Annotated in this window: 27 protein-coding genes and 1 tRNA gene; 7 read left to right on the top strand and 21 right to left on the bottom strand. The window is 70.2% G+C overall.

Annotated features, from left to right (window positions below; genetic code table 11):
* Nucleotides 1–43: 43 nt before the first annotated feature.
* Both LHA26_RS01600 and LHA26_RS20000 read left to right on the top strand, forming a co-directional pair.
* The gene (locus LHA26_RS01600) at nucleotides 44–820 is read left to right on the top strand and encodes an exodeoxyribonuclease III (protein ID WP_252167012.1); all 777 of its coding nucleotides are present in this window, start codon (nucleotides 44–46) and stop codon (nucleotides 818–820) included.
* Between the two features lie 5 nt (nucleotides 821–825).
* Nucleotides 826–2,691: a M20/M25/M40 family metallo-hydrolase gene (locus LHA26_RS20000; RefSeq protein WP_302898030.1), complete on the top strand. Its 1,866-nt coding sequence runs from the start codon at nucleotides 826–828 to the stop codon at nucleotides 2,689–2,691.
* A 10-nt stretch (nucleotides 2,692–2,701) separates the two neighbouring features.
* Here LHA26_RS20000 and LHA26_RS01590 read toward each other — a convergent pair whose 3' ends face one another.
* The 4 genes from LHA26_RS01590 to lptF all read right to left on the bottom strand — a co-directional run bounded on the left by LHA26_RS01590 (nucleotide 2,702) and on the right by lptF (nucleotide 7,150).
* Nucleotides 2,702–3,868 (bottom strand): N-acetyltransferase, encoded by a 1,167-nt coding sequence (locus LHA26_RS01590; protein ID WP_252167011.1) that lies wholly within the window; start codon nucleotides 3,866–3,868, stop codon nucleotides 2,702–2,704.
* 80 nt (nucleotides 3,869–3,948) lie between these two features.
* Entirely contained in the window at nucleotides 3,949–4,731 is a 783-nt protein-coding gene (locus tag LHA26_RS01585) for a sterol desaturase family protein (RefSeq protein WP_252167010.1), read from the bottom strand.
* Between the two features lie 95 nt (nucleotides 4,732–4,826).
* A complete protein-coding gene (gene lptG / locus LHA26_RS01580) occupies nucleotides 4,827–5,939 on the bottom strand; it encodes an LPS export ABC transporter permease LptG (protein WP_252167009.1) in 1,113 nt (370 codons plus the stop codon).
* A complete protein-coding gene (gene lptF / locus LHA26_RS01575) occupies nucleotides 5,936–7,150 on the bottom strand; it encodes an LPS export ABC transporter permease LptF (protein WP_252167008.1) in 1,215 nt (404 codons plus the stop codon). Before lptF ends, lptG begins: the two co-directional genes overlap by 4 nt.
* A 128-nt stretch (nucleotides 7,151–7,278) precedes the next feature.
* Here lptF and LHA26_RS01570 point away from each other — a divergent pair, with 128 nt between their 5' ends.
* The 3 genes from LHA26_RS01570 to LHA26_RS01560 are packed head-to-tail and all read left to right on the top strand — an operon-like array spanning nucleotide 7,279 to nucleotide 9,714.
* Nucleotides 7,279–7,812: a DUF2141 domain-containing protein gene (locus LHA26_RS01570; protein WP_252167007.1), complete on the top strand. Its 534-nt coding sequence runs from the start codon at nucleotides 7,279–7,281 to the stop codon at nucleotides 7,810–7,812.
* A 2-nt stretch (nucleotides 7,813–7,814) separates the two neighbouring features.
* Nucleotides 7,815–8,795 carry a diacylglycerol/lipid kinase family protein gene (locus tag LHA26_RS01565; RefSeq protein WP_252167006.1) on the top strand — a complete coding sequence of 327 codons (981 nt, stop codon included), beginning with the start codon at nucleotides 7,815–7,817 and terminating at the stop codon, nucleotides 8,793–8,795.
* A 10-nt stretch (nucleotides 8,796–8,805) separates the two neighbouring features.
* Nucleotides 8,806–9,714 (top strand): hypothetical protein, encoded by a 909-nt coding sequence (locus LHA26_RS01560; RefSeq protein WP_252167005.1) that lies wholly within the window; start codon nucleotides 8,806–8,808, stop codon nucleotides 9,712–9,714.
* On the opposite strand, the gene LHA26_RS01555 is transcribed toward LHA26_RS01560, so the two are convergent.
* The 11 genes from LHA26_RS01555 to hspQ form a co-directional block, all read right to left on the bottom strand.
* Nucleotides 9,671–11,701: an ATP-binding protein gene (locus tag LHA26_RS01555; RefSeq protein WP_252167004.1), complete on the bottom strand. Its 2,031-nt coding sequence runs from the start codon at nucleotides 11,699–11,701 to the stop codon at nucleotides 9,671–9,673. The two genes, LHA26_RS01560 and LHA26_RS01555, sit on opposite strands and share 44 nt — an antisense overlap.
* A 127-nt stretch (nucleotides 11,702–11,828) precedes the next feature.
* A complete protein-coding gene (gene spt, locus LHA26_RS01550) occupies nucleotides 11,829–13,091 on the bottom strand; it encodes a serine palmitoyltransferase (protein ID WP_252167003.1) in 1,263 nt (420 codons plus the stop codon).
* The gene (locus LHA26_RS01545) at nucleotides 13,088–13,336 is read right to left on the bottom strand and encodes an acyl carrier protein (protein ID WP_252167002.1); all 249 of its coding nucleotides are present in this window, start codon (nucleotides 13,334–13,336) and stop codon (nucleotides 13,088–13,090) included. The genes spt and LHA26_RS01545 overlap by 4 nt, the downstream gene beginning before the upstream one ends.
* Before the next feature lie 65 nt (nucleotides 13,337–13,401).
* Nucleotides 13,402–14,322, bottom strand: a complete 921-nt coding sequence (locus tag LHA26_RS01540) for an NAD-dependent epimerase/dehydratase family protein (RefSeq protein WP_252167001.1) — start codon at nucleotides 14,320–14,322, stop codon at nucleotides 13,402–13,404.
* Nucleotides 14,319–15,440 carry a glutamate 5-kinase gene (proB, locus tag LHA26_RS01535; protein WP_252167000.1) on the bottom strand — a complete coding sequence of 374 codons (1,122 nt, stop codon included), beginning with the start codon at nucleotides 15,438–15,440 and terminating at the stop codon, nucleotides 14,319–14,321. The genes LHA26_RS01540 and proB overlap by 4 nt, the downstream gene beginning before the upstream one ends.
* Nucleotides 15,441–15,503: 63 nt before the next feature.
* Entirely contained in the window at nucleotides 15,504–16,547 is a 1,044-nt protein-coding gene (gene obgE / locus LHA26_RS01530) for a GTPase ObgE (protein WP_252168266.1), read from the bottom strand.
* Nucleotides 16,548–16,763: 216 nt separating this feature from the next.
* A complete protein-coding gene (locus LHA26_RS01525) occupies nucleotides 16,764–17,513 on the bottom strand; it encodes a helix-turn-helix domain-containing protein (RefSeq protein ID WP_252166999.1) in 750 nt (249 codons plus the stop codon).
* Between the two features lie 106 nt (nucleotides 17,514–17,619).
* Nucleotides 17,620–18,135: a GNAT family N-acetyltransferase gene (locus LHA26_RS01520; protein ID WP_252166998.1), complete on the bottom strand. Its 516-nt coding sequence runs from the start codon at nucleotides 18,133–18,135 to the stop codon at nucleotides 17,620–17,622.
* 179 nt (nucleotides 18,136–18,314) lie between these two features.
* Nucleotides 18,315–18,584 (bottom strand): 50S ribosomal protein L27, encoded by a 270-nt coding sequence (gene rpmA, locus LHA26_RS01515; protein WP_252166997.1) that lies wholly within the window; start codon nucleotides 18,582–18,584, stop codon nucleotides 18,315–18,317.
* Between the two features lie 27 nt (nucleotides 18,585–18,611).
* Nucleotides 18,612–18,956 carry a 50S ribosomal protein L21 gene (gene rplU, locus LHA26_RS01510; protein ID WP_252166996.1) on the bottom strand — a complete coding sequence of 115 codons (345 nt, stop codon included), beginning with the start codon at nucleotides 18,954–18,956 and terminating at the stop codon, nucleotides 18,612–18,614.
* Between the two features lie 129 nt (nucleotides 18,957–19,085).
* On the bottom strand, nucleotides 19,086–19,478 hold the full coding sequence (gene hspQ / locus LHA26_RS01505) for a heat shock protein HspQ (protein ID WP_252166995.1): 393 nt from the start codon (nucleotides 19,476–19,478) through the stop codon (nucleotides 19,086–19,088).
* 124 nt (nucleotides 19,479–19,602) lie between these two features.
* Here hspQ and LHA26_RS01500 point away from each other — a divergent pair.
* Nucleotides 19,603–19,692, top strand: a tRNA-Ser gene (locus LHA26_RS01500).
* A 44-nt stretch (nucleotides 19,693–19,736) separates the two neighbouring features.
* Here LHA26_RS01500 and LHA26_RS01495 read toward each other — a convergent pair.
* Genes LHA26_RS01495 through LHA26_RS01475 form a run of 5 tightly spaced genes read right to left on the bottom strand, consistent with a single transcriptional unit; the run spans nucleotide 19,737 to nucleotide 22,095 of the window.
* Nucleotides 19,737–20,138, bottom strand: a complete 402-nt coding sequence (locus tag LHA26_RS01495) for a winged helix DNA-binding protein (RefSeq protein WP_252166994.1) — start codon at nucleotides 20,136–20,138, stop codon at nucleotides 19,737–19,739.
* A gap of 5 nt (nucleotides 20,139–20,143) precedes the next feature.
* Nucleotides 20,144–20,713 carry a JAB domain-containing protein gene (locus LHA26_RS01490; protein ID WP_302898062.1) on the bottom strand — a complete coding sequence of 190 codons (570 nt, stop codon included), beginning with the start codon at nucleotides 20,711–20,713 and terminating at the stop codon, nucleotides 20,144–20,146.
* A 5-nt stretch (nucleotides 20,714–20,718) separates the two neighbouring features.
* Nucleotides 20,719–21,150, bottom strand: coding sequence for a hypothetical protein (locus LHA26_RS01485; RefSeq protein ID WP_252168441.1), 432 nt, complete (start codon nucleotides 21,148–21,150; stop codon nucleotides 20,719–20,721).
* Nucleotides 21,151–21,181: 31 nt separating this feature from the next.
* Complete coding sequence (locus tag LHA26_RS01480) at nucleotides 21,182–21,547, bottom strand: hypothetical protein (RefSeq protein ID WP_252166993.1); 366 nt, start codon at nucleotides 21,545–21,547, stop codon at nucleotides 21,182–21,184.
* Between the two features lie 38 nt (nucleotides 21,548–21,585).
* Nucleotides 21,586–22,095, bottom strand: a complete 510-nt coding sequence (locus LHA26_RS01475; protein ID WP_252166992.1) for a sigma factor-like helix-turn-helix DNA-binding protein — start codon at nucleotides 22,093–22,095, stop codon at nucleotides 21,586–21,588.
* Nucleotides 22,096–22,281: 186 nt separating this feature from the next.
* On the opposite strand from LHA26_RS01475, the gene LHA26_RS01470 reads away from it, so the two are divergent.
* The gene (locus LHA26_RS01470; protein WP_252166991.1) at nucleotides 22,282–23,604 is read left to right on the top strand and encodes a dicarboxylate/amino acid:cation symporter; all 1,323 of its coding nucleotides are present in this window, start codon (nucleotides 22,282–22,284) and stop codon (nucleotides 23,602–23,604) included.
* On the opposite strand, the gene LHA26_RS01465 is transcribed toward LHA26_RS01470, so the two are convergent.
* Nucleotides 23,605–24,036, bottom strand: a complete 432-nt coding sequence (locus LHA26_RS01465; RefSeq protein ID WP_252166990.1) for a PilZ domain-containing protein — start codon at nucleotides 24,034–24,036, stop codon at nucleotides 23,605–23,607.
* Nucleotides 24,037–24,066: the final 30 nt, after the last annotated feature.

The following is a 24,066-nucleotide window of genomic DNA, read 5'->3' as shown; positions in this document are numbered from 1 at the left end:
TGGCGGCTGGTGCGGCGCCACCGGCCCGGCTACATCGCCTTCGATGCGTATCGCCACCTTCAACGTCAACGGGATCAACGCCCGTCTGCCCCGTCTGCTGGAATGGCTGGAGGAGACGCGACCCGATGTCGCCTGCCTCCAGGAACTCAAGGCCGACGACGATAAGTTCCCGCGCGGCGCGATCGAGGAGGCCGGCTATGGCGCCATCTGGCACGGGCAGAAGGGTTTCAACGGCGTGGCCCTGCTCGCGCGCGGCGCCGCGCCGGTGGAGCGGCAGCGCGGCCTGCCGGGCGATCCGGACGATAGCCATAGCCGCTACATCGAGGGCGAATTCGAGAACGGGCTGATCGTCGCCTCGCTCTACCTGCCCAATGGGAATCCCCGGCCCGGCCCCAAATTCGAGTATAAGCTCGCCTGGATGGAGCGTCTGCGCGCCCATGCCGAGGCGCTGCTCGCGCTGGAGCGGCCGGTCGTGCTCGCCGGCGATTACAATGTCATCCCGAGCGACTGCGATACCTTCTCGGTGCGCGCCATGGCCGAGGACGCGCTGATGCAGCCGGAGAGCCGCGCCCAGTTCCGCCGGCTGCTCTATCAGGGCTGGACGGACGCCATCCGCGCCCGCCATCCCGAACCCGAGCCGGTCTACACCTTCTGGGATTATCAGGCGGGTGCCTGGGCGCGCGACGCGGGCTTCCGGATCGATCATCTGCTGCTCAGCCCCATGGCCGCCGACCGGCTGCGCGATGCCGGCGTCGATCGCGCCGCGCGCGGCCGCGACAAGGCCTCGGACCACGCGCCTGTCTGGATCGAGCTCGGCTGAAGCCGATGCCGCAGGCCCTGGCCCTGTTGCTGCGGCCGCTGCTGTGCGCGGCGGCGCTGCTGATCGCGGTGCTGCTCGGCCTGCGTGCCGCCGCGCCAAGCCCCGCGCGCGGCCTTGATGCGCCGCCCACCGCCTTTTCCGCCGCGCGCGCGCTGGCGACGCTCCGCCCGCTGGTGCCGCGCCCCCGGCCCACGGGCAGCGCCGAGAATGCGCGCGTGGCCGATGCGCTGCGCGCCGATCTCGCCGCTTTGGGCTTCATCGTCGAGGCACGCCATTATCTGCTCGATCAGGCCGCGCTGGCGCGGCTTAAGAGCTGGAGCGGCGGCACGCTGGCGCCGAGCGAGATGGTGGATGTGGTCGGCGTGCTGCCGGGGCGCGATCGGCGGCTGCCCGCGCTGGTGCTGATGGCGCATCATGACAGCGTCTGGGGGTCGCCCGGCGCCGCCGACGACGGCATCGGCATGGCCGCCCTCTTGGAAACCGCGCGGGCGCTGGTGGCGCGGGGCAAGCCGGCGCGCGACGTGGTGCTGCTCTTCACCGATGCTGAGGAGATCGGCCTCGCCGGCGCCCGGGCCTTTTGGCGCGGCGGCGGCCTTGCCGATCGGGCCGGGCTGGTGCTGAACCTCGAGTCGCGGGGCGGCGGCGGCCGCGCGCTGATGTTCGAGACCGGGCCCGATGCCGGCCCGCTGATCGCCCTATATGGCGAAAGCGTCGCGCGGCCGGCGGCCAATTCGCTGGCCGCGCTCGCCTATCGCCACATGCCCAACGACACCGACTTTTCAGTAACGCGCGATCGCGGCCTGCCGGGCCTCAATTTCGCGCCGCTCGGCCGGCCCGCGCTCTACCATTCGGCGCTCGCCACGGTCGATGCGGTGGATCCGCGCACCGTGCAGGACATGGGCGACCAGCTGCTCGCCATCGGCGCCGCGCTCGCCTTCGCGCCCACTTTGCCGGTGCCGGGCCGGAGCGCGGTCTTCTTCGATCTCTATGGCGCGCGGCTGGTGCGCTATGCGCCGGACAGCGGCTGGCTGCTGATCGGCGCGGCGGCGGCATTGATCGGCCTCGCGATCTGGCGGGCGCGGCCGGGACTGCGGGGCATCGGGGAGGGCGTCCTGGCGGGGCTCTGGGCGCTGTCGCACGGCTGGCTGTTGCTGGCGCTGGTGGACCGGCTGGCGCGGGGCCCGGCCGCCGCCAATTATTATCACCGCCTCGCGCTGCTGCCCCGGCTCGAGGCCGAGATGGGCTGGGCGCTGGCGGCGGTGGCGCTCGGCGCCGTCACGTTCGCCGGGGCGCGCCGGCGCTGGCTGGGGCTTCTGCCCGCGCTCGCGCTCCTGCTGCTGGATCGCGCGCTGGGGCTTGGCGGCTGGGCCTTGTGGCCGGCGGTGGCGATCGGCGCGGCGACGGGCATGGCCGCGCCGCGCGGCGGACCGGGCGCCTGGGGCGGCTGGATCGGGCTGACGCTGCTGGTATGGGCCTTCGCCTTCGTCACCCAGATCGCCGCCGCCGAGGCCGCCTGGATCTTCGCCTGGCCGGCGCTGGTGGGCGGGGCGGCGCTGGCCGGGGCGGCGCTGATCGGCCGTACCAGGCCCGCGCTGCTGCTGGCGGCGATCGCGGCGGCCGCCACGCTCGGCGCGCTGCTGCCCTATGCGCATGCCCTGCTGCTGGGGCTGGGCCCGAGCCTCCCGGAGGCGGTGCTGCTGCTGCTGCCGGCGGCGCTGGCGCTGCTCTGGCCGCTGGCGCGGATGCCGGGGCGGGCGGCGGGGCGCTTGGCGGCCTTGTGCTGCGCGCTGATCGCGCTCGGCATGGCGCATCACGATCGCGCCGCGCCGCTCGCGGCCAGCGTGCCGGGCTACAGCATCGCCGGGCGCTGAGCGGCGCGGGTCAGAGTGTGCGGGCGTAGATGCGGTAGATCTTGTTCACATGGCTGTCGATCGCGCCGGCAATCGAGTTCATGCCCTGATTGTCATCGAGGATCCACCCGATCTCGGCACGCGAGGCGCCGAACTTGGCCACCGAGTCGCGGCGGATATATTCGATCATCATGAAGGCCAGCTGCGAGGCGAGGCGGGTCGCCTGGAGCTTCTTCTTCACCCCCATCAGCGGCACGCGCATGGTGCGGACCTTGGGATAGCCGCTGAAGCCGCCATGCAGGCGCCACAGCAGCTTGATGAATCCGAAGGGGAAAAGCTCGCCGTTCAGATCGCGCTGCATCTCGTTCAGATCGGGCAGCGTCATCATGAAGGCGACAGGCTCGCCATCGACCTCGGCGACGCGGATCAGCTCGTTGAAGACGATCGGCTTCAGCTTCTTGCCGGCATAGGCGATCTCGTCGTCGGTGAGCGGCGTGGTGCCCCAATTGGTCGCCCAGGCATCGTTGAGGATCGAGAGGATCAGCGCCGCTTCCTCGCCGAAGCGCTTCTTGTCCACCATGCGCACATGGATGCGCGGGTTGCGCTCGCCCGAGGCGACGATGCGCTGCACGATCTCCGGAAATTGGCGGCTGATATCGAGATCGTAGGTGAACAGATCCTTGATGCCCGCATAGCCGCGCTGCTCGATCCACCCCTCATAGGCGGGATTATGGTGGCCCATCATCACCGTGGGCGCATGGTCATGGCCTTTGACGAGCAGGCCCGGCTCGTCCCAGATCGAGATGGAGATGGGGCCGAGCGCGCGGGTCATGCCCTGGTCGCGCAGCCAGGCCTCGGCGCGCTCGATCAGCGCGGCGGCGACATCCGCATCGGTCGCCTCGATCATGCCCCAATGGCCGGTGCCGGGGCCGCCGCCCAGATCGGGCGTCATCGTCTGGACGAGATCGTCGACCTGCGCGGAGATGCGGCCGACATCGCGGCCGTCGCGCGTGGCGAGGAAGAAGGCGGCGCGGCCATGGCCGAACCAGGGGTTCTTGCCCGGGGTGATGAGACCCATCACCTCGTCCTTGAGCGGCGGTATCCAGTGCGGATCCTCGCGGTTCAGCGCGAACTGCACCTCGACAAACCGCTTGCGCTCCGCCTTGCCGCGCACTTCGCTGATGCTGATACCGCTCATGCCGCCCGTCCCCACGCCTCAAGAGCCCCGCTCTTGGCGCAAAGCCGGGTCGGCATCAACGGCTAGAAGCTAAACACCCGTCAGGCGGCGCGTTTCGCCTTGTCGCGGATGCGGGTGGCGGGATGACCGGTGGCGACGACACCGCCCGAAAGATCACGCACCTTGGGATAGCTGCGCGCCACCTCCTCGGTATAGCCGAGGTTGAACACCGTCGCGCTCTTGCTGCGCTTGGCGGCGCCGGCATAATAGGTGGCGAACAGCCGGTCCCACCAGAAATTGGTGATGCCGAAATTGCCGCTCTCGTCGTGAAAATGATGCTCCATGTGGCGCATCTTCATGTGCATCAGCCAGCTATTCCTGGGCTTGTACGAGAGATGCTGCACGCAGTGGAACAGTTCGTTCACGCAGGTCTGGATCATGCCCGTGGCGAAGGCGGCCGCCGCGCCGCCGGGGCCGGCGATCGCATAGCCGATCGGGATCGTCGCCACCGCCACGGTCGGCACCACATTCACCGGCGAGCCGAAGAGCACGGCGAGATTGTTCGGATCCTGGTGATGATCGTAATGGATGCGCTTCCAGGTGGCGGCGAGCCAATCGATCTTCCACATCCATCGCGAATGCAGCACCCACCGGTGCAGCACATACCAGACCACCGGGAAGAGCAGCACCGCCGCGCCGATCGCGAGCAGCGTGCCGCCGAGCGGCGCGGGCCGCCACGCCCAGACGCCGATCCCCGCCAGCGCGAGCCCCAGATAGAGGATGATTGCCGGATATTGGAGATAGGCGATCACCAGCTCGCGGAAGGTCATCCGGTCGAGATGGTGGGTTTTGGACCAGAAGCCGCTCGTCTTCTTCACGTTCATCCTCGCTTGCACGGCCGCGCGACGGCTTGGGCGCGGGCGGATAAAGCCGATCGATCGCCTTTGCTCCCGCAATGCGGCAGCTTTTGGGCGATCTGTTATTCCTCGGTGCGCACCAGCACCGTCTCGCCGATCATGAGGAACAGGAAAAAGGGCGCCCAGGCCGCGAGCAGCGGCGGATAGGCGCCGAGATTGCCCATGGCGAGCGCGAAATTGTCCGCCACGAAATAGGCGAAGCCGAGCACCATGCCGATCACGGCGCGCACGAACAGCGCCCCCGATCGCGCCAGGCCAAAGGCGGCGGTGCCCGCCAGCAGCGGCATCAGCACCGCCGAGAGCGGACCCGAAATCTTGTGCCACCAGCCCGCCTTGAGCGGCCCGGTAGGGCGGCCGGCGGCGTCCAGCTCGTTGATCTCCTGGCCGAGCTGGAGAAGCGAGCGATCATCGGCGGAGACGTTCGACAGGGTGAATTGCTCGGGGCTCACCCCCGCGCCGAAATCGAAGCTGCTGGGCGGCGCGAGCCGGCCGGACACGACGTCGAACAGCTTGGCGCCCGTCGCGCGCCAGCCGATGACGCGGCCCTGGTCCAGCCGCGCCTGTGCCTGGGGCGCGATTATGATGCGGCGCAGCGCGCCCGCCTGGCGGCTGTAGATCGTCACGCCCGCCAGGCGCGTGGCGGCGCCGCGCCCGCCCGCGCTGGCGGCGTGGATGATATCGTCGCCCGCGCGCACCCACACATCCTGCGCCCCGCGCGGCGCGGCGGGCAGGGGGCCGTAATCCACCGCCTGCCAGCGATCCAGCGTCGCCGAGGCGCGGGTCACGAGCCGCTCGTTGAAGGCGAAGGAGAAGCCGGCGATCGCCAGGCTGGCGACGACCAGCGGCGCCAGGATCTGGTGCGCCGAGACGCCGCCCGCCTTCATGGCGATCACCTCGCTGTTCTGGTTGAGCGAGACCAGCGTGATGAGCGTGCCGAGCAGCACCGAGAAGGGCAGGAAGCGCGCCACGATCTGCGGCAGGCGCAAGGCCACATAATGCCACAGCGCGGCATCGCCATTGCCGGGATAGGCGAGGATGTCGCCCGATTCGCCGAGCAGGTCGAGCGTCTGCAGCACCACCACCAGCGCCGCCAGCACCGCCACGGTGCGCACCAGGAAGGTGCGCGCCATGTAGAGCGCCAGCGTGCGCGAGGAGAAGAAGCTCAGCTGGATCATGCCTGCGCCCTCCGCACCCGGCCACGGCCGAGCCGCGCCCAGCGCTGCACCGCCGCCACGCTCTTGGCCGCCGCGCGCTCCAGCGCGCCGATCGGCTGGCCGCCCGGCACCCTGGCGAGCGTGCGGTACATCCACCAGATCAGGCCGGCGAAGACGAGGAAGGGCAGCCACAGCGCCAGCACCGGATTGATCTTGCCCAGCGCCGCCACCGCCGAGGCATATTGGTTCACCTTGTGGTAGGTGACGATCATCACGATCGAGAGGAACACGCCCAGCGCCGAGGAAGAGCGCTTGGGCGGCACCGCCAGCGCCACCGCCAGCAGCGGCAGCAGCATCATGATCGCCACCTCGACCATGCGGAAGTGAAACTCGGCGCGGCTTTCCGCCCGCTCCTTCGCCGAGGGCGAGACGAGCCCCGTGCGCACCAGCTCGGGCACGGTCAGCTCCTCGTTCTGGCTGGTGCCGCGACCGCGGAAGCTTTCGATCTTGGGCAGCGCGATCGGCAGATCGTGGCTCTGGAAGGACAGCACGCGCGGGGTGCGGAAATCGGGCCGGTTCTGCACCAGCACGCCGTCATGCAGGCGGAAGATGATGGTATCGGGATCGTCGGTGGCGAAAAAGGCGCCGCTGGCGGCGGTGACGGCGAACACCGCGCCATCATCGCCCGCCGCGCGGACGAAGATGCCGCTCAGCTCGCGCCCGCCATCGCGGCTCTGCTCGATCCGCACCGTCTCCTTCTTGCTGAGCTTGGTGAACTCGCCCACCTTGATCGAGGCGCCCAGCGCGCCCGAGCGCAGCTCGTAGCGCAGCCCCTCATAGGCATAATGCGAATAGGGCTGGACGAAGCCGACGATCAGCAGATTGACGAGCGCGAGCCCGATCGCGAACAGATAGGGCACGCGCAGCAGCCGGCCATAGCTGACCCCCAGCGCGCGGAACACATCAAGCTCGGACGAGAGCGCCAGCTTGCGAAAGGCGAGCAGGATTCCCAGCATCAGCCCGATCGGGATGCCGAGCGACATATATTCCGGGATGGTGTTGGCGAGCATTTCCCAGACGACGCCCACCGGCCCGCCCTGCTGCACGACGAAATCGAACAGCCGCAGCATCTTATCCAGCAGCAGCAGCATCGCCGACAGAATCAGCGTCGAGACCAGCGGCACCGCGATCAGCCGGGCGAGGTAGCGATCGGTGGAGGTGAGGAATTGCAAGCTTTGGACGCTCCACGACCATTTTCTAGCCGCAATCGCAGCCGATTGAGCAGATACGGAAGAAGCCCGGCATCCGCGCCGGGCGCCGCTTCCGCCGCGAGCCTATAGCTTCCGGGAGAAACGAGGTCATGTCGAAAGTGCGTCTTGCCGCCCTGCTGCTCGCGGCCGGCCTTGCCGGGACGGGTCTGGCGCAGGGCGCGGCCGCGCGGCCGGCGGGACCGGACGCGGCGCGCTGCGAATCGGGCCATGGCCCGGCGCTGCTCGTCCGCGTCACCGGCTTCAAGGTCCGCACGGGCACGATCCGGGTGCAGAGCTATGGCGGAGATCCCGAGCATTGGTTCGACAAGGGCAGCTATCTCAAGCGGATCGAACTGCCGGTGCCGGCGGCGGGGGCGCTCGACGTGTGCGTGCCCGTGCCCGCCCCGGGCGAATATGCCGTGTCCGTCCGGCATGATGTGAACGGCTCGGGCAAATCCGATCGGGGCGATGGCGGCGGCATGTCGGGCAATCCGGAACTGTCGCTGTTCGACCTGATGCTCAAACGACATCCCGATCCCGCGCAGGTCGCGGTATCGGTGCGGGACGGCGTGCGCACCGTTCCCATCACCCTGGCCTATCTTTCGGGCACGCGCTTCCGCCCGATCACCCCGCAGGAGCGCTGAGCATGGCCAAGGTGGCGCTGCTGTCCAATCCCCTTTCGACGGGCAACCGCTCGCTGCTGCCGCGCGTGCGCGCCTTCTGCGCCGAGAACCCGGACATTTTCCACTATGAGGTGGAGCATGTCGACCAGATCGGCGAGGCGCTGAAGACGATCGCGCGGGTGCGGCCGCGCATCCTCGTCGTCAATGGCGGCGACGGCACCGTGCAGGCGACGCTCACCGAACTCTATCATGGCGAGCATTTCGGCGCGACGCCGCCGCCGGTGGCGGTGCTGCCCAACGGCAAGACCAATCTGATCGCGCTGGATCTCGGCGCGGTGGGCGATCCGCTGGTGGCGTTGCAGCGGATCGTGGCGATCGCCGGCGAGGATGTGCAGCCCTATGTGGTGGCCCGCGAGCTGATCGCGCTTTCCAACGGCGACTCGAACGCGCGGCCGGTTCTCGGCATGTTCCTGGGCGGCGCCGGCCTAGCCGATTCGATGCTCTATTGCCGCAACAAGATCTATCCGCTGGGTCTGCCCAACGGGGTGAGCCATGCGCTGACGGCGCTGGCGATGGTGGTGTCGCTCTTTCTCGGCGTGCGCGCCGCCTTCCTGCCGCCCTTGCCGCGTCCCATCTCGGTCTCGGTGGTGCGCCAGGGCGTGGTGCGCGGTGTCTTCGCGCTGCTGATCGTGACCACGCTGCACCGGCTGCTGCTCGGCTGGCGGGGCGACAGCCAGGGCGCGCGCTCCTCGTCCGGGGCGCTCAAGCTGATGATGGTGGATCGCAACCCGCTGGCGCTGATCGGCGCCACCATCGCCAGCCTGTTCGGCCGGCTGGGCGATGGGGTGCTGCGCGGTGTCCATGTCGAGCGCGGCGACGAGATCGTGATCGAGGGCGAGCGGCCGAGCGTGATCCTCGACGGCGAGCTGTTCGAGGCCGAGGAGGGCAAGGCGATCATCCTCACGCCGACCGCGCCGGTGCCGTTCCTCAGCCTCGCCGCCTGAGCTTCGGCCGATGGCGCGCGCGGAGGGGCTGGCGGCGCTGGTCGCGGCGGAGCTTGATCTCCCGATCCAGCCCGCGGCCGCGCGGCTCGCGGCCGCCGTGGCGGCGCGCCACGGCGCTGCGGCGCGCGCCGTGCTGTTCTACGGCTCCTGCCTGCGCGAGGCGCGGCTCGACGGGCTGATGCTCGATTTCTACCTGATCGTGTCCGACTATCGCGCCGCCTATCGGCAGGGCTGGGAAGCGCGCGCCAACCGGCTGCTGCCGCCCAATGTCTATCCGATCGAAGCGGATGGCCTGGCGGCCAAATATGCCGTGCTGAGCGAGGCGGATCTCGCCCGGCTGTGCGGACCGGACACGGACAATCCCTCGGTCTGGGCGCGCTTCGCCCAGCCGGCGCGGATCGCCTGGGCGGCCGATGGCGAGGCCCGCGACGCGGTGGTGCGCGCGGTGGCGGGCGCGGCGCCGACGCTGCTCGCGCGCGCCTTACCGCTTCTCCCCGCCGGAGCGGGCGCGGACGACGATCTGGCGCTGTGGCGCCTGGCCTTCACCCTCACTTATGGCGCCGAGCTGCGGGCCGAACGGGCGGCGCGGCCCTCCGGGATCGTGGACGCCGATCCCGATCGCTACCGCCGCTTCGGCGCGGCGGCGCTGCCCATCGCCCGGCAGCAGGCGGCGGCGCGGATGGAGACCCGACGCGCGGCGCGGCGCTGGCGGCGCACGCAGCGGCGCGGCAAGCTGCTCACGCTCGCGCGGCTCGCCAAGGCATCGGCCACCTTTGCGGGCGGGCTCGATTATCTGGCCTGGAAGATCAATCGCCACGCCGGCACGCGCATCGCCATCACGCCCTGGCAGCGGCGCTGGCCGCTGCTCGGTGCGCTTACGCTGCTGCCACGGCTCCTGGCGCGGGGCTCGGTGCGCTGAGCGCGAAGCTGTCGGCCACCGCCCGATCCAGCGCGGCGAGGGTGAAGGGCTTGTGCAGCACGGTTTCGCCCCGCAGATCGACGCTGTCCTCGCCGGCATAGCCGGTGACGAAGAGGATCGCGAGATCGGGGCGCGTGGTGCGCACCTGGCGGGCGAGTTCCGTGCCCGTCAGCCCGGGCATGATGACATCGGTGAGCATCACCTTGAGCGCCGGATGGCGCGCCAGCTCCGCGAGCGCCGCCTCGGCCGAGTCGCAGCTGATCGGGGCATAGCCTAGCTCGACCAGCGCGGCGCAGGTGGCGGCGCGGACGCGGGCATCATCCTCCACCACCAGCACCGGGCGATCGGCGGGGGCGGCCGGGGCCGGGGCCGGGGGTCGGGGCAGCGCCACCACCGCCGAGGGCCGCGGCGCGGCGCGCGGCGTTTTGGTCGCGCGGGGAAGATAGAGGCTGACGCTGGTGCCGCGGCCCGGCGCCGTGTCGATCGTCACATGGCCGCCGGACTGGCGGACGAAGCCGAAAATCTGGCTCAGACCCAGGCCGGTGCCCTTGCCGATCGGCTTGGTGGTGAAGAAGGGCTCGAAGGCGCGCTCCACCACGTCCGGGGTCATGCCGCTGCCCTGGTCCGCGACGGTGACGCGCACATAGTCCCCGGCCGGCAGATCGCCCGCCTCGCCGGCCGCGATCACGCAATTCTCGGCGCAGATCGTGAGCGGCCCGGCGCCGTCCATCGCGTCGCGCGCATTGACGGCGAGGTTGAGCACGGCGTTCTCGAGCTGGGTGGGATCGCACCAGATCGGCCAGGCATCGGGGGCGACCTGGAGATCCATGCGGATGCGCTCGCCCAGCGTGCGGTCCAGCAGCTCGGTCATGCCGGCGAGCAGGGTGGCGGGCTCGATCGATTCGGGCAGCAGCGCCTCGGCGCGGGCGAAGCCGAGCAGGCGGCGGGTGAGGGCGGCGGCGCGGTGCGCGCCATCGAGCGCGCGATCGATATGGTCGCGCGTCTCCCCGGGCGCGGCACGGCGGCGGGCAAGATCCAGACTGCCGACGACCACGGCAAGCATATTGTTGAAATCATGGGCGATGCCGCCGGTGAGCTGGCCCACCGCATCCATCTTCTGCATCTGCCGGAGCTGCGCCTCGGCAGTGGCGCGGTCGGCGATCTCGCGCTGGAGCCGGCTATTGGCCTCGCTCAGCTCCTGCGTGCGTTCCGACACTGCCTCGCGCAGCCAATCGGCGCGGCCGGCGGCCTCCTCGGCCTCGGTCTCGGCGCGATGGCGCCGGCCGAGCGCCACCACCACCGCCCAGCCGAGCCCGCCGGCGGCGACGATCAGCGCCAACCCGGCGAGCGAGAGCAGGGCGGCGAAATGGTTGCTGTCCACCGCCGCGCTGTTCGACTGGTCGTAGCGATGGGCGAGCAGATCGCTGGCGCGGCCGCGAATATCGGCCAGCACCTGATCGATCGCGGCGATATTGTCGCTGTGGCCGACGGCGTTGAACTGGTTGAGCGCGGCCCAGCCATGATGCGCGGCCGCGCTGGTGGCCGGCAGGCCAAGCTCCGCGCTGCGCAGACCGTACAGCGCGCGCAGCCGTGCGGCGAGGCGGCGCTCCTCGGGATCGGCGGCGACCAGCCGGTCCAGCCGATCGATCTGGGCCCCGGCCAGCACCCAATCATTATAATAGGTGGCGCCCATGGTGCGATCGGCGCTGATCGCGAAGCGGCCGAGCGCGGCCTCGGCGCTGGCCATCGACGCCTCGACCGCGCGCGCGGCGAGCACCACCTCATAGCTGTGCCGCTCGCGCGCCAGCGCGTTGTCGCGGTCGCTGTTGGAGCGGCCGGCGCGGACCACCAGCACGATCACCACCGCCGCGGCGATGATGGCGAAGAAGAGCAGCACGCCATGCGCCCAGGACAGGCTGTCGCGCAGCCGGACATATCGTCCGCCCTGGGGGGCCTCCATGGCCTCGTCACGCTCACCCGGTGCCATCACGTAATTCTAGGTGACGATGCGAGGTGAAGATAGGATTAAGCAATGCCCCGTAGTCGCAACGAGGAAAATCTCCCTATCCGACTGCCCGCCGCCCCGCCATTTCGACGGGGACGGCGGGCGCGCGTCAGCCGATGCAGCCGACCGCGCGCCCGGCGGCGGCGAACATCTCGATGATCTGGTCCACCTGCTCGTCGCGATGCTCGGCGCAGAGCGAGCAGCGCAGCAGGAAGGTGCCGGCGGGGGTGGCCGGCGGCCGCGCCATGTTCACATAGAGGCCGCGCTCCAGCAGCCCCTGCCACATGCCCACCGCCAGCGCCTGATCGGGCAGCATCACCGCGATGATCGCCGACTGCGCCTCGGGCGTGCCGAGCGTGAAGCCGAGATCGCGCAGCCCCTGGTGCAGGCGGCGGCTGTTCTTCCACAGATGCGCGCGCTTGGCATCGGCATGCATGAGCTTGCGGATCGAGGCGGCGGCGGTGGCGACCACCGAGGGCGGCAGCGAGGCGGTGAACACATAGGGCCGGCAGACCAGCCGCAGCACCTCGAACTTGGGATGGTTGGAGACGCAGAAGCCGCCCACCGTGCCGACCGACTTGGAGAAGGTGCCGACGACGAAATCGATATCGCCCTCGCAGCCCAGCGCCTCGTACACGCCGCGGCCATGCGCGCCGAAAAAGCCCATGCCATGGGCCTCGTCGCACAGGATCATGGCGCCGTGGCGCTTGGCGACCGCGACCATCTCGGGCAGCGGGGCGACATCGCCGAGCATCGAATAGACGCCCTCCAGCACCACCAGCTTGCCCGCCTCCTTGGGCAGGCGCGCCAGCCGGCGATCGAGATCCTCGACCGAATTGTGGCGGAAGCGCACGATCTCCGCATTGCCCAGCCAGCAGCCATCATAGATGGACGCGTGGCTGTCGGCATCGAGGATGATGTAATCGCCCTTGCCCGCCAGGGTGGAGATGATGCCGAGATTGGCCTGGTAGCCGGTCGAGAAGACCATGGCGTGATCGGTGCCGTAAAAGGCCTTGAGCGCATCCTCGCACGCCTTGTGCCCGGCATAGGTGCCGTTGAGCACGCGGCTGCCGGTGGTGCCCGAGCCGAATTCGTCCAGCGCCTGCTTGCCCGCCTCGATCACCTCGGGATCGAAGGTCATCCCCATATAATTATAGGTGCCGAGCAAGATGGTGTGGCGGCCGTTGATGATCGCCTCGGTGGGCGAGAGCACGCGCTCCATCACGATCGCGAAGGGATCGCGCACGCCGGTGGCGAGCAGCGCCTCGCGCTCGGCGATCAGCGGATCGAACTTGGCCAGCAGATCGGGCGCGTGCGGCGCGTCCTCGGGCACGCTCGTGCAGGCCTCGGCCAGGGTGCCGGCGTCGGTCATGCCTTGGCCTTCAGCGTATCGACCGCATCCACCAGCTGGCCCACGGTTTCGATCTGGGCCTGCATGTTCATGGTGATCAGAATGTCGAACTCGTCCTCCACGGCGGCGACGAAGTCCATCACCGTGAGACTGTCCCATTCCAGATCGGTGGCGAAGCGGGTCTGTTCGGCGAGCGGCACGCCCTTCTTGTTGAAGGGCTCGATCAGCTCCGCCACCCGGGCAAAGGTTTGGTCGCGCGTGGTCATGAGGGCCAGTCCTTAAATGCTGCGCGCCGGCTTGCAAAGGGAATGCGGCGTCGATGAGGCGGCGATCAGGCGAGCAGCCCTTCCTCGCGATAGCTTTCGGCGGCGATCGCCAGACCGTCCAGCGTCGCCAGCTGCGGCCGCCAGAGATGCTTGGGCGGGCGCCGCGCCGGATCCGAGACCCAGTCCGGATGCAGCATATAGCCCACCCGATCGGCGGTGAGCTTGGCGTTGGCGCCGCGCAGCAGATGGTCCAGCCGCGCGCCGACATGCATGGCCCAGGCGGGCAGCGGCTGGGCGCGCGCGCGGCGGCCCACCGCATGGCCCAGCGCCTCGGCGAATTCGACATGGCTCCAGCCCTGGGGCCGGCCGTCATCGGGTTCGTAGATCGCCGCCTGCGATTCGTCGTCGGGCAGCACCGCCAGCAGCAGCCGCACCAGATCCTGCGCCGCCACCACGGAGAAGCGGCCGGCCGGCGGCAGCGGCACCAGCCCGCGCCGCGCCCATTTGAACAGGTCCAGCATCTCGCGATCGCCGGGGCCGAAGATCGCCGGCGGCCGGATCATCGTCCAGTCCAGCGCGGAGGCCGCGACGATGGTTTCGGCGCGCGCCTTGGACCAGCCATAGTCGGACAGGCCCGGCTCGCGCGCGGCGAGGCTGGACACATGGACGAAGCGGCGCACGCCGGCGGCGCGGGTGGCTTCGACAATGGCGAGCGTGCCCGCCACATTGCCGAGGCGGAAGCCCTCGCGATCGGCGTTGACCACGCCCGCGACATGCAGCACCGCATCCGCCCCGGCGACGAGCTGCGCGAGCGCCACCGGCTTTTCCAGCGCGCCATAGATCCAGTGCACGCCATCGCGCGGGGGGCGCGGGGCGCGGGTGAGGGCACGCACCACATGGCCCTGCGCCAGCGCCGCATCGATCAGATGCCGGCCGACAAAGCCGGTGCCGCCAGTGATGGCGAGCGTGCGGTGGCGGTTCCTCACAGCAGCACCAGATGATCGCGATGCACCAGCGCGGCGCGCGGCGCGTGGCCCAGCGTCTCCGCCAGCGCGGCCGTGCGCAGCCCGGCGATGCGGCGCGCCTGATCCGCATCATATTCGACCAGGCCGCGCGCCAGGGTGCGCCCGTCGGACACGATATCCACCACGTCGCCCCGCGCGAAGCCGCCTTCGACGCCGATCGCGCCCGCCGGCAACAGGCTCGCGCCCTGGCGCAGCGCCTGAGCGGCGCCGGCATCGATGAGGATGCGGCCCTTGGCGGTCAGCCGGCCCGCGAGCCACGCCTTGCGCGCGGGCGCGCCCGGCCCCGCGGCGAACACGGTGCCGCGCCCGCTCGCCCGGAAGGCGCCGAGCGGATCGGGCCTGCGGCCGCCGATAATGGCGAGATGCGCGCCCGCGGCATGGGCGATGCGCGCCGCCTCGAGCTTGGCGATCATGCCGCCCGATCCCATGCCCGAGGCCGAGCCACGATCGGCCATGGCGAGCGTGGCGGCGTCCAGCACGGCGTCCTCGATCAGCCTGGCCTCGGGATCGACGCCGGGATTGGCGGTGAACAGCCCGTCCACGTCCGAAAGCAGCACCACGCCGCCGGCGCCGGCGGCCTGCGCCACGCGCGCGGCGAGGCGATCATTGTCGCCGAAGCGGATCTCCTCGGTGGCGACGGTGTCATTCTCGTTGACGACGGGCACTACGCCGAGGCTGAGCAGCCGCGCGAAGGTGGCGCTGGCGTTGAGATAGCGGCGGCGGTCCTCGAGATCGTCGAGCGTCAGCAGCATCTGCGCGGCGGTGAGCCCCTCCGCGCCGAGCAGCTCGGCCCAGCAATGCGAGAGCGCGATCTGTCCCGTGGCGGCGGCGGCCTGCGCATCCTCCAGGCTCGCCCGGCCCCCGGCGGGCAGGCCGAGTCGCCGCGCGCCGAGCGCGATCGCGCCGGAGGAGACGAGGATCAGCTTCTGGCCGGCGGCGTGGCGGCGGGCGAGATCGGCCACCACGCCCGCCAGCCACGCGCGCCGCACCTCGCCTTCGGGCGTGACGAGCAGCGCCGAGCCGATCTTGACGACCAGGATCGGGCAGCTCGCGGGGTCGAAAACAGTGGCGCGGGTCATCGCTTCCGAAAGGCTGGTGCGGGGAACAGGGGGCGGCGTCCGCTTAGGCGCTTGCGCGCCTCGTCACAATGGGGACCATCCCGGCTGTGCCTCGCCCTGCGCCATGGCGTCCGCGCCCGGCGCCGGGCCGATCGCCTCGGCGAGATGATCCAGCACCGCGTCCAGCCCTTCGCCCGACGCGCCCGACAGCGGCAGCACCGCCGCGTCGCTCTCCTCGACCAGCGCCGCCAGCAGGAGGGCGCGCGTCTCGGCGTCGATCGCGTCGACCTTGTTGAGCGCGATCAGCTCGGCCTTGTCCTCGAGGCCGGCGCCATAGGCCTCAAGCTCGCCGCGCACTATACGATAGGCCTCGATCGGGTCCTCGCCCGTGGCGTCGACCAGATGAAGCAGCACGCGGCAGCGCTCGATATGGCCGAGAAAGCGATCGCCGATCCCGGCGCCGTCCGCCGCGCCCTCGATCAGGCCGGGAATGTCCGCCACCACGAACTCGCGGTCGCGGTGGCGCACCACGCCGAGCTGCGGGCGGACCGTGGTGAAGGGATAATCGCCCACCTTGGCCTTGGCGTTGGTGACCGCGTTGATGAAGGTGGATTTGCCGGCATTGGGCAGCCCGACCAGCCCGACATCGGCGAGCAGCTTCAGCCGCAGCCACACCCACATTTCCTCGCCGGGCCAGCCGGGGCCGTGCTGGCGGGGGGCGCGGTTGGTCGAGGTCTTGTAGCTCAGATTGCCGCGGCCGCCATCGCCGCCCCGCAGAAACACCTGGCGCTGCCCGGCGACGGTGAAATCGGCCAGCACCGTCTCGCGATCATCGTCGAGCACCTGGGTGCCGACGGGCACCTTGATGACCAGATCCTCGCCGCCCGCGCCGGTGCGGTTCGATCCCGATCCGCCCTTGCCGCGCGGCGCCCGGAAATGCTGAGTGTAGCGGAAATCGATCAGCGTGTTGAGGCCGGCGACCGCTTCGAAGATGATATCGCCGCCCTTGCCGCCATTGCCGCCATCGGGGCCGCCATATTCGATGAACTTCTCGCGCCGGAACGACACCGCCCCAGGGCCGCCCGCCCCCGAACGGATGAAGATCTTGGCCTGATCGAGAAAATGCATGTCTATATGGTCCAGGGCCCGAAGCGACATCGCCCGCGTCCGGCATCCGGCGTGTCCGGATGCCGGCGCATCCGGCATGGCGATGGAGAAGGGCGCGGCCATACGCGATTTCGGCTGCCTTCGCCAGTCCCCTCGGGCGCGCGTCGGGGACCGACGCGTCGACGCGCGGCGGCAGGCCATCGGCGTGCCGCCCGGGCGGCGCCGGCGGCCAGCCGACTAACCGATCGTCACGCCCTGGATCGTCCAGCCATTCTCGTTTTGCTCCAGCGTTACCGTCTCCACCGCATCGGCCCGATTGGCGAAGTGGGTGCGGAACTTGACCACCTCATAGCCATGGGGCGGGGCAGGGAGCGATTGCTCCCCCAGCAGCACGCGTGATCGCACCGCCCCGAGCGGCGTGCGCACCTTTTGCGACACCATGGTCCAGCTCTGGACGGTGTTGAGCGTCTGGAAGCTGCGCCCGGTCATCCGGTAGCTCGAAGTCCAGTCTCCCTGGTCACCCAGTTCGAGGAAATGGCGCGCGGTTGCGATGACGGCGGCGTTCGCCGCGCCCGCAGCCATCGTCTTGTCCGTACCCGTTTCCATCTGCGGCAGCGCGACGAGCGCCAGCAGTCCCAGCATCAGTGCCATGGCCATTCCTCCTGATCCGATCCGACGCGGATGGGAGATCCGCTCGGCCGGGCCATGGCCTGCCCCGTTCGGCGGGGACGGGGCTTCCCCGATTATGCTGTCCCCAAGATTCTGGGGGGGAGGCTCTTCCGCAGCGAAGAGCAGGCGCGCCGCTTCCCGGCTGCTCGGAACCGCCAGCTTGCGCCGCGCCTCGCGCAGCCGCTCGTTGATGGTGTGGACGGAAAGATCGAGGCTGCGCGCGACCGACTTGGCGTCGTGTCCGCGCGCGATCAGGCGCAGCGTCTGCTTCTCACGCTCGGTCAGCGCCTCGATGCCCTGTGTCGCCCGGGTCGTCATGCGGCTCAGGACTAGTTTTGGGGCGCGGCATCAACCACCCCCAAAAACATGTAGTCAGGCCCGCATGGCGGCGCGGATCGGCCCGTGAAGGGAGAAGCGGCGGGGCTCAGGCGGCGTGCGCGTACATCACGCAATCCACATCCTGGCCGCGCACCGCGCTGAAGCGCTTCTCGATCTCGCCCGTCGGCGTGAAGCCGAGCTTGGCGAGCACGCGGCCCGAGGCGGGATTGTCGGTGAAATGGCCCGAGCGCAGCGTGCGCAGCCGCAGCCCGTCGCGCGCCATGGCGACCACGGCGCGGCCGGCCTCGGTGGCGAAGCCGAGGCCCCAGCAGGAGCGGGCGATCCAATAGTCAAGCTCGGCGCCATCGACCCCATGGCGCCGGAGCGCGATGCCGCCGACCAGGCGGGGCCGCCCGAGCGTGCGCACATAGATGAGCAGTTCGGGCAGCTTGCCGTTTTCGGGCGCGCGCGTCAGCCAGGCTTCCGCATCTTCGGGGCGGAAGGGCCAGGGCGCACCGGGGAGCTTGTCGATGATCGCGGCGTCGGCGATCGCTTCATACAGGGCCGGCGCGTCCTCGCGCCAGCCGGGCCGCAGCAGCAGCCGGTCGGTTCGTGCGAACATGAATTCCTTGCCTCTCCTCGCACCGCGACAACGCCTCTACGGACATCTGGTTACGCGCCGGCGACAGAATATTTTCGAGGAGAAACAAAAAGAAAGGGAGACGGGTCACCCCATCTCCCTCATCGTTCCGCAGCTATGCGGGGGCGCGATCCGCCGGTGCGGACGCCCCGCCCGGTCCGTTATTCGGCCGCGAGCGCGACCTGATCGACGGACACGTATTTGCGGCCGAGCTTGCCCTCGTGGAACACCACGCGGCCCTCGCCGAGCGCGAACAGCGTGTGGTCCTTGCCCATGCCGACATTGCGGCCCGGATAGACGCGGGTGCCGCGCTGACGGATGATGATGTTGCCGCCGACGACTTCCTCGCCGCCGAACTTCTTGACGCCGAGGCGACGACCGGCCGAATCGCGACCGTTGCGCGACGAGCCGCCTGCTTTCTTATGTGCCATGTGACTACTCCTTGGCTCTCGCGGCGATCAGGCGTCCGCCGTCGCGGCGGTTTCGGCCTTGGCCTTCTTGCTGGTGTCGCCGACCGACAGGATCTCCAGGATCGTGTGATACTGGCGATGGCCGTTGCGGCGGCGGTAATTGTGACGGCGACGCTTCTTGAAGACGATCACCTTCTCGCCGCGCGCCTGGGCGATGATGCGGGCCGAAACCGACAGGCCGTCGGTGGACTTGGCCTCGCCATCGGCGCCGGCGAACAGCACGTCGCCCAGCGTCACGGTCTCACCGGCCTCGCCGGCGAGCTTCTCGACGACGATCTTGTCTCCGGCGGCGACGCGGTACTGCTTGCCGCCCGTGCGCACGATAGCGAACATGGGTCTCTCTTCACATCTAGATCGGGCCACGCGACGGCAGGGCGGTAACCACCCGGCTCCGCGCGGAAGGCCGGTCCCATAAGGCGCAGGGGCGGGCGAGTCAACGCCGGTGTGGACCGCCCTTGCGCGTCAATGCCGATGTTCGCGCCGCAGCCGGTAGCGGCCGTCGCGAAAGGCTTCGAACAGGCCCTCGATGGCGGGATGCTCGATCGGCTCGTCGCTCGCGTCGGATTCCAGATTCTGCTGGCTGACATAGGCGACATAGCTGCTCTCCGCATTCTCGGCGAGCAGATGGTAGAAGGGCTGTTCCTTGGCGGGGCGGATCTCCTCGGGGATCGCCTGATACCATTCCTCGGTGTTGGCGAAGACGGGATCGATGTCGAAGATGACGCCGCGGAAATCGAGCAGGCGATGCCGCACCACATCGCCCACCGAGAAGCGCGCATGCACCACCTCCGGCGCGGTCAGGAAGACGGGCGGCTGATCGGGCCGGGCGGTGCCGGTGGCGGCGAACTTGTCCATGGCGACAATCTAGGTGCATTTATGCGGCTGGCAAGCACGACCCGCTTGGCAAAGCCGCGCGAGGACGCTAGGAGCGCCGCCTCACGGCCATGGCAGGGCTTCGCCCCGCCAGCGTTTCTCGAGCGGAGAGGTGCCAGAGTGGTCGATTGGGACGGTCTCGAAAACCGTTGTGGGTGCAAGCTCACCGTGGGTTCGAATCCCACCCTCTCCGCCATTTTCTGATCCCGCCTATCCGTCCCCGCCGCTCCCCGGGGCCGATTAGGCGCGCACCCGGTTCGTCGCGATCGGCGCGGGTGCGGGGAGGCGTGGCGGGGCGGGCGCGCTGGCGAGGGCGGTGTCGAGCCGTTCCAGCCACTCCACCAGTTGGGTCCGCGCCGAGGGCGTGAGCAGCAACAGCGTGCTGCGCCCGTCATGCGGATGCGGCACGCGCGCCACCGCGCCGGTCTGCACCAGCCTCTGGATCAGCCGCATCGCGGTGGTGGGCGGCACGCCCGAGATGATGCAGGCGCTGCTTACGCTGACATCGCGCCGTTGCCGCTCGGCGACCAGCAGATCGAGCAGGATCGACAGCGCGGGATCGGCCGCGAGCGATACCGTCAGCAGCCGGGCGAGGCCGCGGCGGGCGCGCAGCAGCGTTTCGGCGATGGCATGGGCCTCCATCGCGCTCAGATCAGCTTGAGCGCGCGCATGCTCGCATGGCCGGTGCGGGCCACGACGAGATGATCGTGCACGTCGATATCGAAGCTGCGGGCGAGCTGGACGATCTCGCGCGTAGCGGCGACGTCCGCCGCGCTCGGCGTGGGATCGCCGCTGGGATGGTTGTGCGCCAGGATCAGCCCCGAGGCGGAGAGTTCCAGCGCCCGCCGCACGATCTCGCGCGGATAGATGGCGAGCCGGGCGACCGTGCCGCGGCTGGTCGGCTCGTCGCGGATCAGCCGGTGGGCGGCGTCGAGATAGAGGACGCGCATCTCCTCGCGCTGCGCATGGCCGATCGCGACGCGCAGATAGGCGAGCAGCGCCTCGCTGGTTCCGATGATCGGCCGGCGGTCCAGCTCGATCGCGGCGAGCCGCCGCACCAGCGCGAAGGCCGCGCGCAGCGCGCGCCCGACGCCGCGGCCGCCGATCGTGTCGAGCCGCTCCTCCGAACTGGCGACGACGGCGGAGAGGCCGCCCAGCTCGGCGAGCAGGGCGGCGGCCCGCTCGGCCGGCCGGTCGAGCCCGGCCGTGCCGAGCAGCTGCGTCAGATGCGCCTGGTCGAGCGCCGCCGGCGCTGGCGGCTCAGCGCCCCCAAGAGGATCGACGCCATCACCGGATAGGCCCAGAGGCCCGTCGTGTGGTAATAGCTCCAGGCCGGAAGCACGGTGCGCAGCATCCGGGTGAGGTGCGCCATCACCATCGCCACGCAGAAGCCGAAGCTCCAGATCGGCCAGAACCTGTCGCTGCGCACCATCAGCACGAAGAAGGTCGCGCAGGTCGCCAGATCGATCAGGAAGGTGATCGGCATCACCGAATACCAGGCCGTCGCGCGGAACTCCGCCGCCACGAAGCTCGCCAGCGACGCCGCCACGACGATCGCCAGACCGGCGCGTTCCGGCCAGCCGCCGGCCCAGAGCGTGTATCCACATACCGCGATCACCGTTGCGACATAGAGGATCTGGTGCGGAAGCGGCATGCGCGACCGAAAGCACGGGCGGTTCCTCCGATCAAGCCGCCTGTGCCTGGCTCCGGGCGCGGGTGGCGACGGGGAGGGGCGCGGCGCCATGCTCGGCGCGCGGGCCGGAATCGCTCTCGCCGAAGGCGCGCGGATCGAGGCCGTGGCGGCGGACAAAGGCCGAGAGATGCTGATGCGTCTCGGCATAGCCATGGCCCACCTCGGACAATTTGGCGATCGCCGCGAGCGCGGGCGAGAGGATCTTCTGCTGGGTCGCGAACGGCACCTTGAGCGACTTGCCGGCGGCGAGGATGTTGGAGATGAGCGCGACGCTCTCTTCCACCTGCGAAAGATGGGCATGCTCGATCGCGCCGAGATCCGCGCCGACGACAAAAGCGATCTGTTCAAGGTCCGACATAGTGCCTCCCGACCGCCTCCGGCGACCGGGGCGGCGTGTTAGTGGATGGCGTTCTGGAGGCTGACCATCGCCCCGGCGAGCACGGTGGCACCCAGCGCGATGGCCAGGCCCCAGGCGGCGCGCTGATACCAGATCAGCTCGTTGAACGGCCTCCGCCGGGTCGGCACGGGCAGCGGCAGCTCGGACGATCGCGGCGCGGACAGCGCCTGATAGGGCGCATGCTCCTCGCGCAGGGCGATGTCCGCCTGTCGCCCCGCCGGCTCGGCGAAGACGGTGCTGTCCTCGTCCCGGCGGGGCGGGGCCGCCACTCCCACAGGCTGGGCCCCCATAATGTGGGAGGGGTCCGCTTCCGCCTCGTGGAGGATGCGCGCGGCGTCGATGCTGCGGCTCACCTCCAGCCGCTCGCGTGCCGCCTTGAGCAGCTGGTTGACGCGATCGGTGGAGATGCCGAGCCGCGTGGCGATCTCGCCCGGCTTGTAATGGGCGTAGAGCAGCCGGAGGCACTGCTTCTGGCGTTCGGTCAGCCGGTCGGTCCGATTCGTGTTCACAGCATGCTGATGCCCGAGAGTGCGGGCCGCTTGAAGCATCGGCGTTTGCGGAGGGAGAAGAGGCGTTCTGAACCGCCTCTGTCCCGAAGCGTGCCAAGCCCGGGCTGGGGCAGCCCAAGCTTTTCTCTGTTTTCGGCCGGACCCGGCTCGCTATCTTGATGTGCTGGACCAGGGATGGCGGAACGCATGGCGGCGAACGGGACAGGGACGGAGCTTCGGACGCGGGCGCGCGCGCCGCGGATCGGGTTCGGAACGCAGGTGCTGCTCGGCATGGCGGCCGGGCTCGCGCTGGGTCTGGCGGTGCGGCTGAGCGGCGCGTCGGGCGAATGGCTGCATCTGATCGGCCAGATCTTCGTCCAGCTGCTCAAGGCGCTGGTGCCGCCGCTGGTGTTTACCGCGATCGTCGCGTCGATCGCGGCGCTGCGCGATCTGGAGAATGCGGCGCGGCTGGTGGCGCACACGCTGGGCTGGTTCGCGCTGACGGCGCTCATCGCCGTCTCGATCGGCATCGCGCTCGGCCTGCTCATCCAGCCCGGGCTCCATGCCGGGGTGGATGCGGCGGCGCTGCACGCTCCCTCCACCACCGGCGCCTGGCTCGATTTCCTCAAAGGGCTGGTGCCGGCGAACATGCTGGGCCTCACCGCCTCGACCAGCCTCGCCAATGGCGAGGCGAGCACCGCGCTCTCGTTCAACGTCCTCCAGATCATCGTCGCGGCGATCGCGATCGGCGCGGCGGCGGTGCGGGTGGGCGAGCCGGGCGCGCCCTTCCTCGCCTTCAACGCCTCCGCGCTCGCCATTTTCCGGCGGCTGCTGCGCTGGGTGCTGGCGCTCACGCCGATCGGCACCGCCGCGCTGATCGGCGACGCGGTGGTGCGCTATGGCTGGGAGGCGCTGTCGGCGCTGGGCGCCTTCGCCGGCGCCATCTATCTCGGCCTCGCGCTGGTGCTGCTCTGTGTCTACCCGCTGCTGCTCGCGCTCAACGGGCTCAACCCGCTGCGCTTCTTCGCCACCGCCTGGCCCGCCATCCAGCTCGGCTTCGTATCGCGCTCCTCGGTGGGGGCGCTGCCCGTCACCGAGACGGTGGTCGAGCGGCTCGGCGTGCCGCGCGCCTATGCGGCCTTCGCCGTGCCGCTGGGCGCCACCACCAAGATGGATGGCTGCGCCGCCATCTATCCCGCCGTCTCCGCCATCTTCGTCGCGCAATTCTTCGGCGTGCCGCTGCATCTGGCGGATTATGGGCTGATCGTCTTCGTCGCGGTGGTCGGCTCGGCCGCCACCGCCGGGCTGACCGGCGCGACGGTGATGCTCACCCTCACCCTGTCGACGCTGGGCCTGCCGCTCGAGGGGGTCGGGCTGCTCCTCGCGATCGATCCGATCCTCGATATGGGGCGTACCGCCGTCAATGTGGCAGGCCAGGCGCTGGTGCCGACGATCGTGGCGCGGCGCGCGGGGCTGCTCGACATGGACCGCTTCGCCGACAGCAAGACGGCCGCGCTCGCGCCGATCTGATCAGCGGCCGAAGCGGCGGCGCAGGCGCGCCCAGAGCGAGGGGGGCGGCGCGTCCTCCTCGGCGCGGGCGAGCTGATCGGCCTTGAGCCGCCTGAGCGAGCGGATCACCTCCGGTCGGGCATGGCCGGCGGTGAGCACGCTGTTCATCGCCAGCTCGACCTCGGCGGCGGAGAGCAGCGCCTCGAAGGCGCAGCCATAGCCATCGGGGGTGAGGCGCGTGATGTGCGCCGCGCGCGCGCCGATGCCGGGAATGCCGACGCTGATCGCCGCGCCCGCCGCGAGCCCCGAAGCGCCGCGCAACAGGCAGCCCGAGCGCGAGATATTGACGACGGTGACGGGGCGCGGCAGTTCCAGCGGCGCGGCGACCGTGCCCGGCCCGTCCAGTTCATACCGTTCCGCGCGCTCGACGCGCACCAGGGCGTTCAGGGGCATAGAGTCGCTCACTCGATCCGCGCCATAATG

This window comes from Sphingomonas morindae (genome assembly GCF_023822065.1).
Lineage (GTDB): Bacteria > Pseudomonadota > Alphaproteobacteria > Sphingomonadales > Sphingomonadaceae > Solisphingomonas > Solisphingomonas morindae.
This window is presented reverse-complemented; position numbering and strand designations above follow the sequence as displayed.

Bases quoted from the DNA above. Each gene is read 5' to 3' on its own strand.
- hspQ (WP_252166995.1), bottom strand. From the start codon at position 19,478: ATGGACAAGTTCGCCGCCACCGGCACCGCCCGGCCCGATCAGCCGCCC.
- lptG (WP_252167009.1), bottom strand. From the start codon at position 5,939: ATGATCCAGCTGAGCTTCTTCTCCTCGCGCACGCTGGCGCTCTACATG.
- LHA26_RS01590 (WP_252167011.1), bottom strand. From the start codon at position 3,868: ATGAGCGGTATCAGCATCAGCGAAGTGCGCGGCAAGGCGGAGCGCAAG.
- LHA26_RS01600 (WP_252167012.1), top strand. From the start codon at position 44: ATGCGTATCGCCACCTTCAACGTCAACGGGATCAACGCCCGTCTGCCC.
- LHA26_RS01565 (WP_252167006.1), top strand. From the start codon at position 7,815: ATGGCCAAGGTGGCGCTGCTGTCCAATCCCCTTTCGACGGGCAACCGC.
- LHA26_RS01545 (WP_252167002.1), bottom strand. From the start codon at position 13,336: ATGACCACGCGCGACCAAACCTTTGCCCGGGTGGCGGAGCTGATCGAG.
- proB (WP_252167000.1), bottom strand. From the start codon at position 15,440: ATGACCCGCGCCACTGTTTTCGACCCCGCGAGCTGCCCGATCCTGGTC.
- LHA26_RS01570 (WP_252167007.1), top strand. From the start codon at position 7,279: ATGTCGAAAGTGCGTCTTGCCGCCCTGCTGCTCGCGGCCGGCCTTGCC.
- LHA26_RS01585 (WP_252167010.1), bottom strand. From the start codon at position 4,731: ATGAACGTGAAGAAGACGAGCGGCTTCTGGTCCAAAACCCACCATCTC.
- LHA26_RS01495 (WP_252166994.1), bottom strand. From the start codon at position 20,138: ATGGAGGCCCATGCCATCGCCGAAACGCTGCTGCGCGCCCGCCGCGGC.
- rpmA (WP_252166997.1), bottom strand. From the start codon at position 18,584: ATGGCACATAAGAAAGCAGGCGGCTCGTCGCGCAACGGTCGCGATTCG.
- LHA26_RS01555 (WP_252167004.1), bottom strand. From the start codon at position 11,701: ATGGCACCGGGTGAGCGTGACGAGGCCATGGAGGCCCCCCAGGGCGGA.
- LHA26_RS01520 (WP_252166998.1), bottom strand. From the start codon at position 18,135: ATGTTCGCACGAACCGACCGGCTGCTGCTGCGGCCCGGCTGGCGCGAG.
- rplU (WP_252166996.1), bottom strand. From the start codon at position 18,956: ATGTTCGCTATCGTGCGCACGGGCGGCAAGCAGTACCGCGTCGCCGCC.
- LHA26_RS01485 (WP_252168441.1), bottom strand. From the start codon at position 21,150: ATGCCGCTTCCGCACCAGATCCTCTATGTCGCAACGGTGATCGCGGTA.
- spt (WP_252167003.1), bottom strand. From the start codon at position 13,091: ATGACCGACGCCGGCACCCTGGCCGAGGCCTGCACGAGCGTGCCCGAG.
- LHA26_RS01470 (WP_252166991.1), top strand. From the start codon at position 22,282: ATGGCGGCGAACGGGACAGGGACGGAGCTTCGGACGCGGGCGCGCGCG.
- obgE (WP_252168266.1), bottom strand. From the start codon at position 16,547: ATGCATTTTCTCGATCAGGCCAAGATCTTCATCCGTTCGGGGGCGGGC.
- LHA26_RS01525 (WP_252166999.1), bottom strand. From the start codon at position 17,513: ATGACGACCCGGGCGACACAGGGCATCGAGGCGCTGACCGAGCGTGAG.
- LHA26_RS01480 (WP_252166993.1), bottom strand. From the start codon at position 21,547: ATGTCGGACCTTGAACAGATCGCTTTTGTCGTCGGCGCGGATCTCGGC.
- LHA26_RS01465 (WP_252166990.1), bottom strand. From the start codon at position 24,036: ATGCCCCTGAACGCCCTGGTGCGCGTCGAGCGCGCGGAACGGTATGAA.
- LHA26_RS20000 (WP_302898030.1), top strand. From the start codon at position 826: ATGCCGCAGGCCCTGGCCCTGTTGCTGCGGCCGCTGCTGTGCGCGGCG.
- LHA26_RS01560 (WP_252167005.1), top strand. From the start codon at position 8,806: ATGGCGCGCGCGGAGGGGCTGGCGGCGCTGGTCGCGGCGGAGCTTGAT.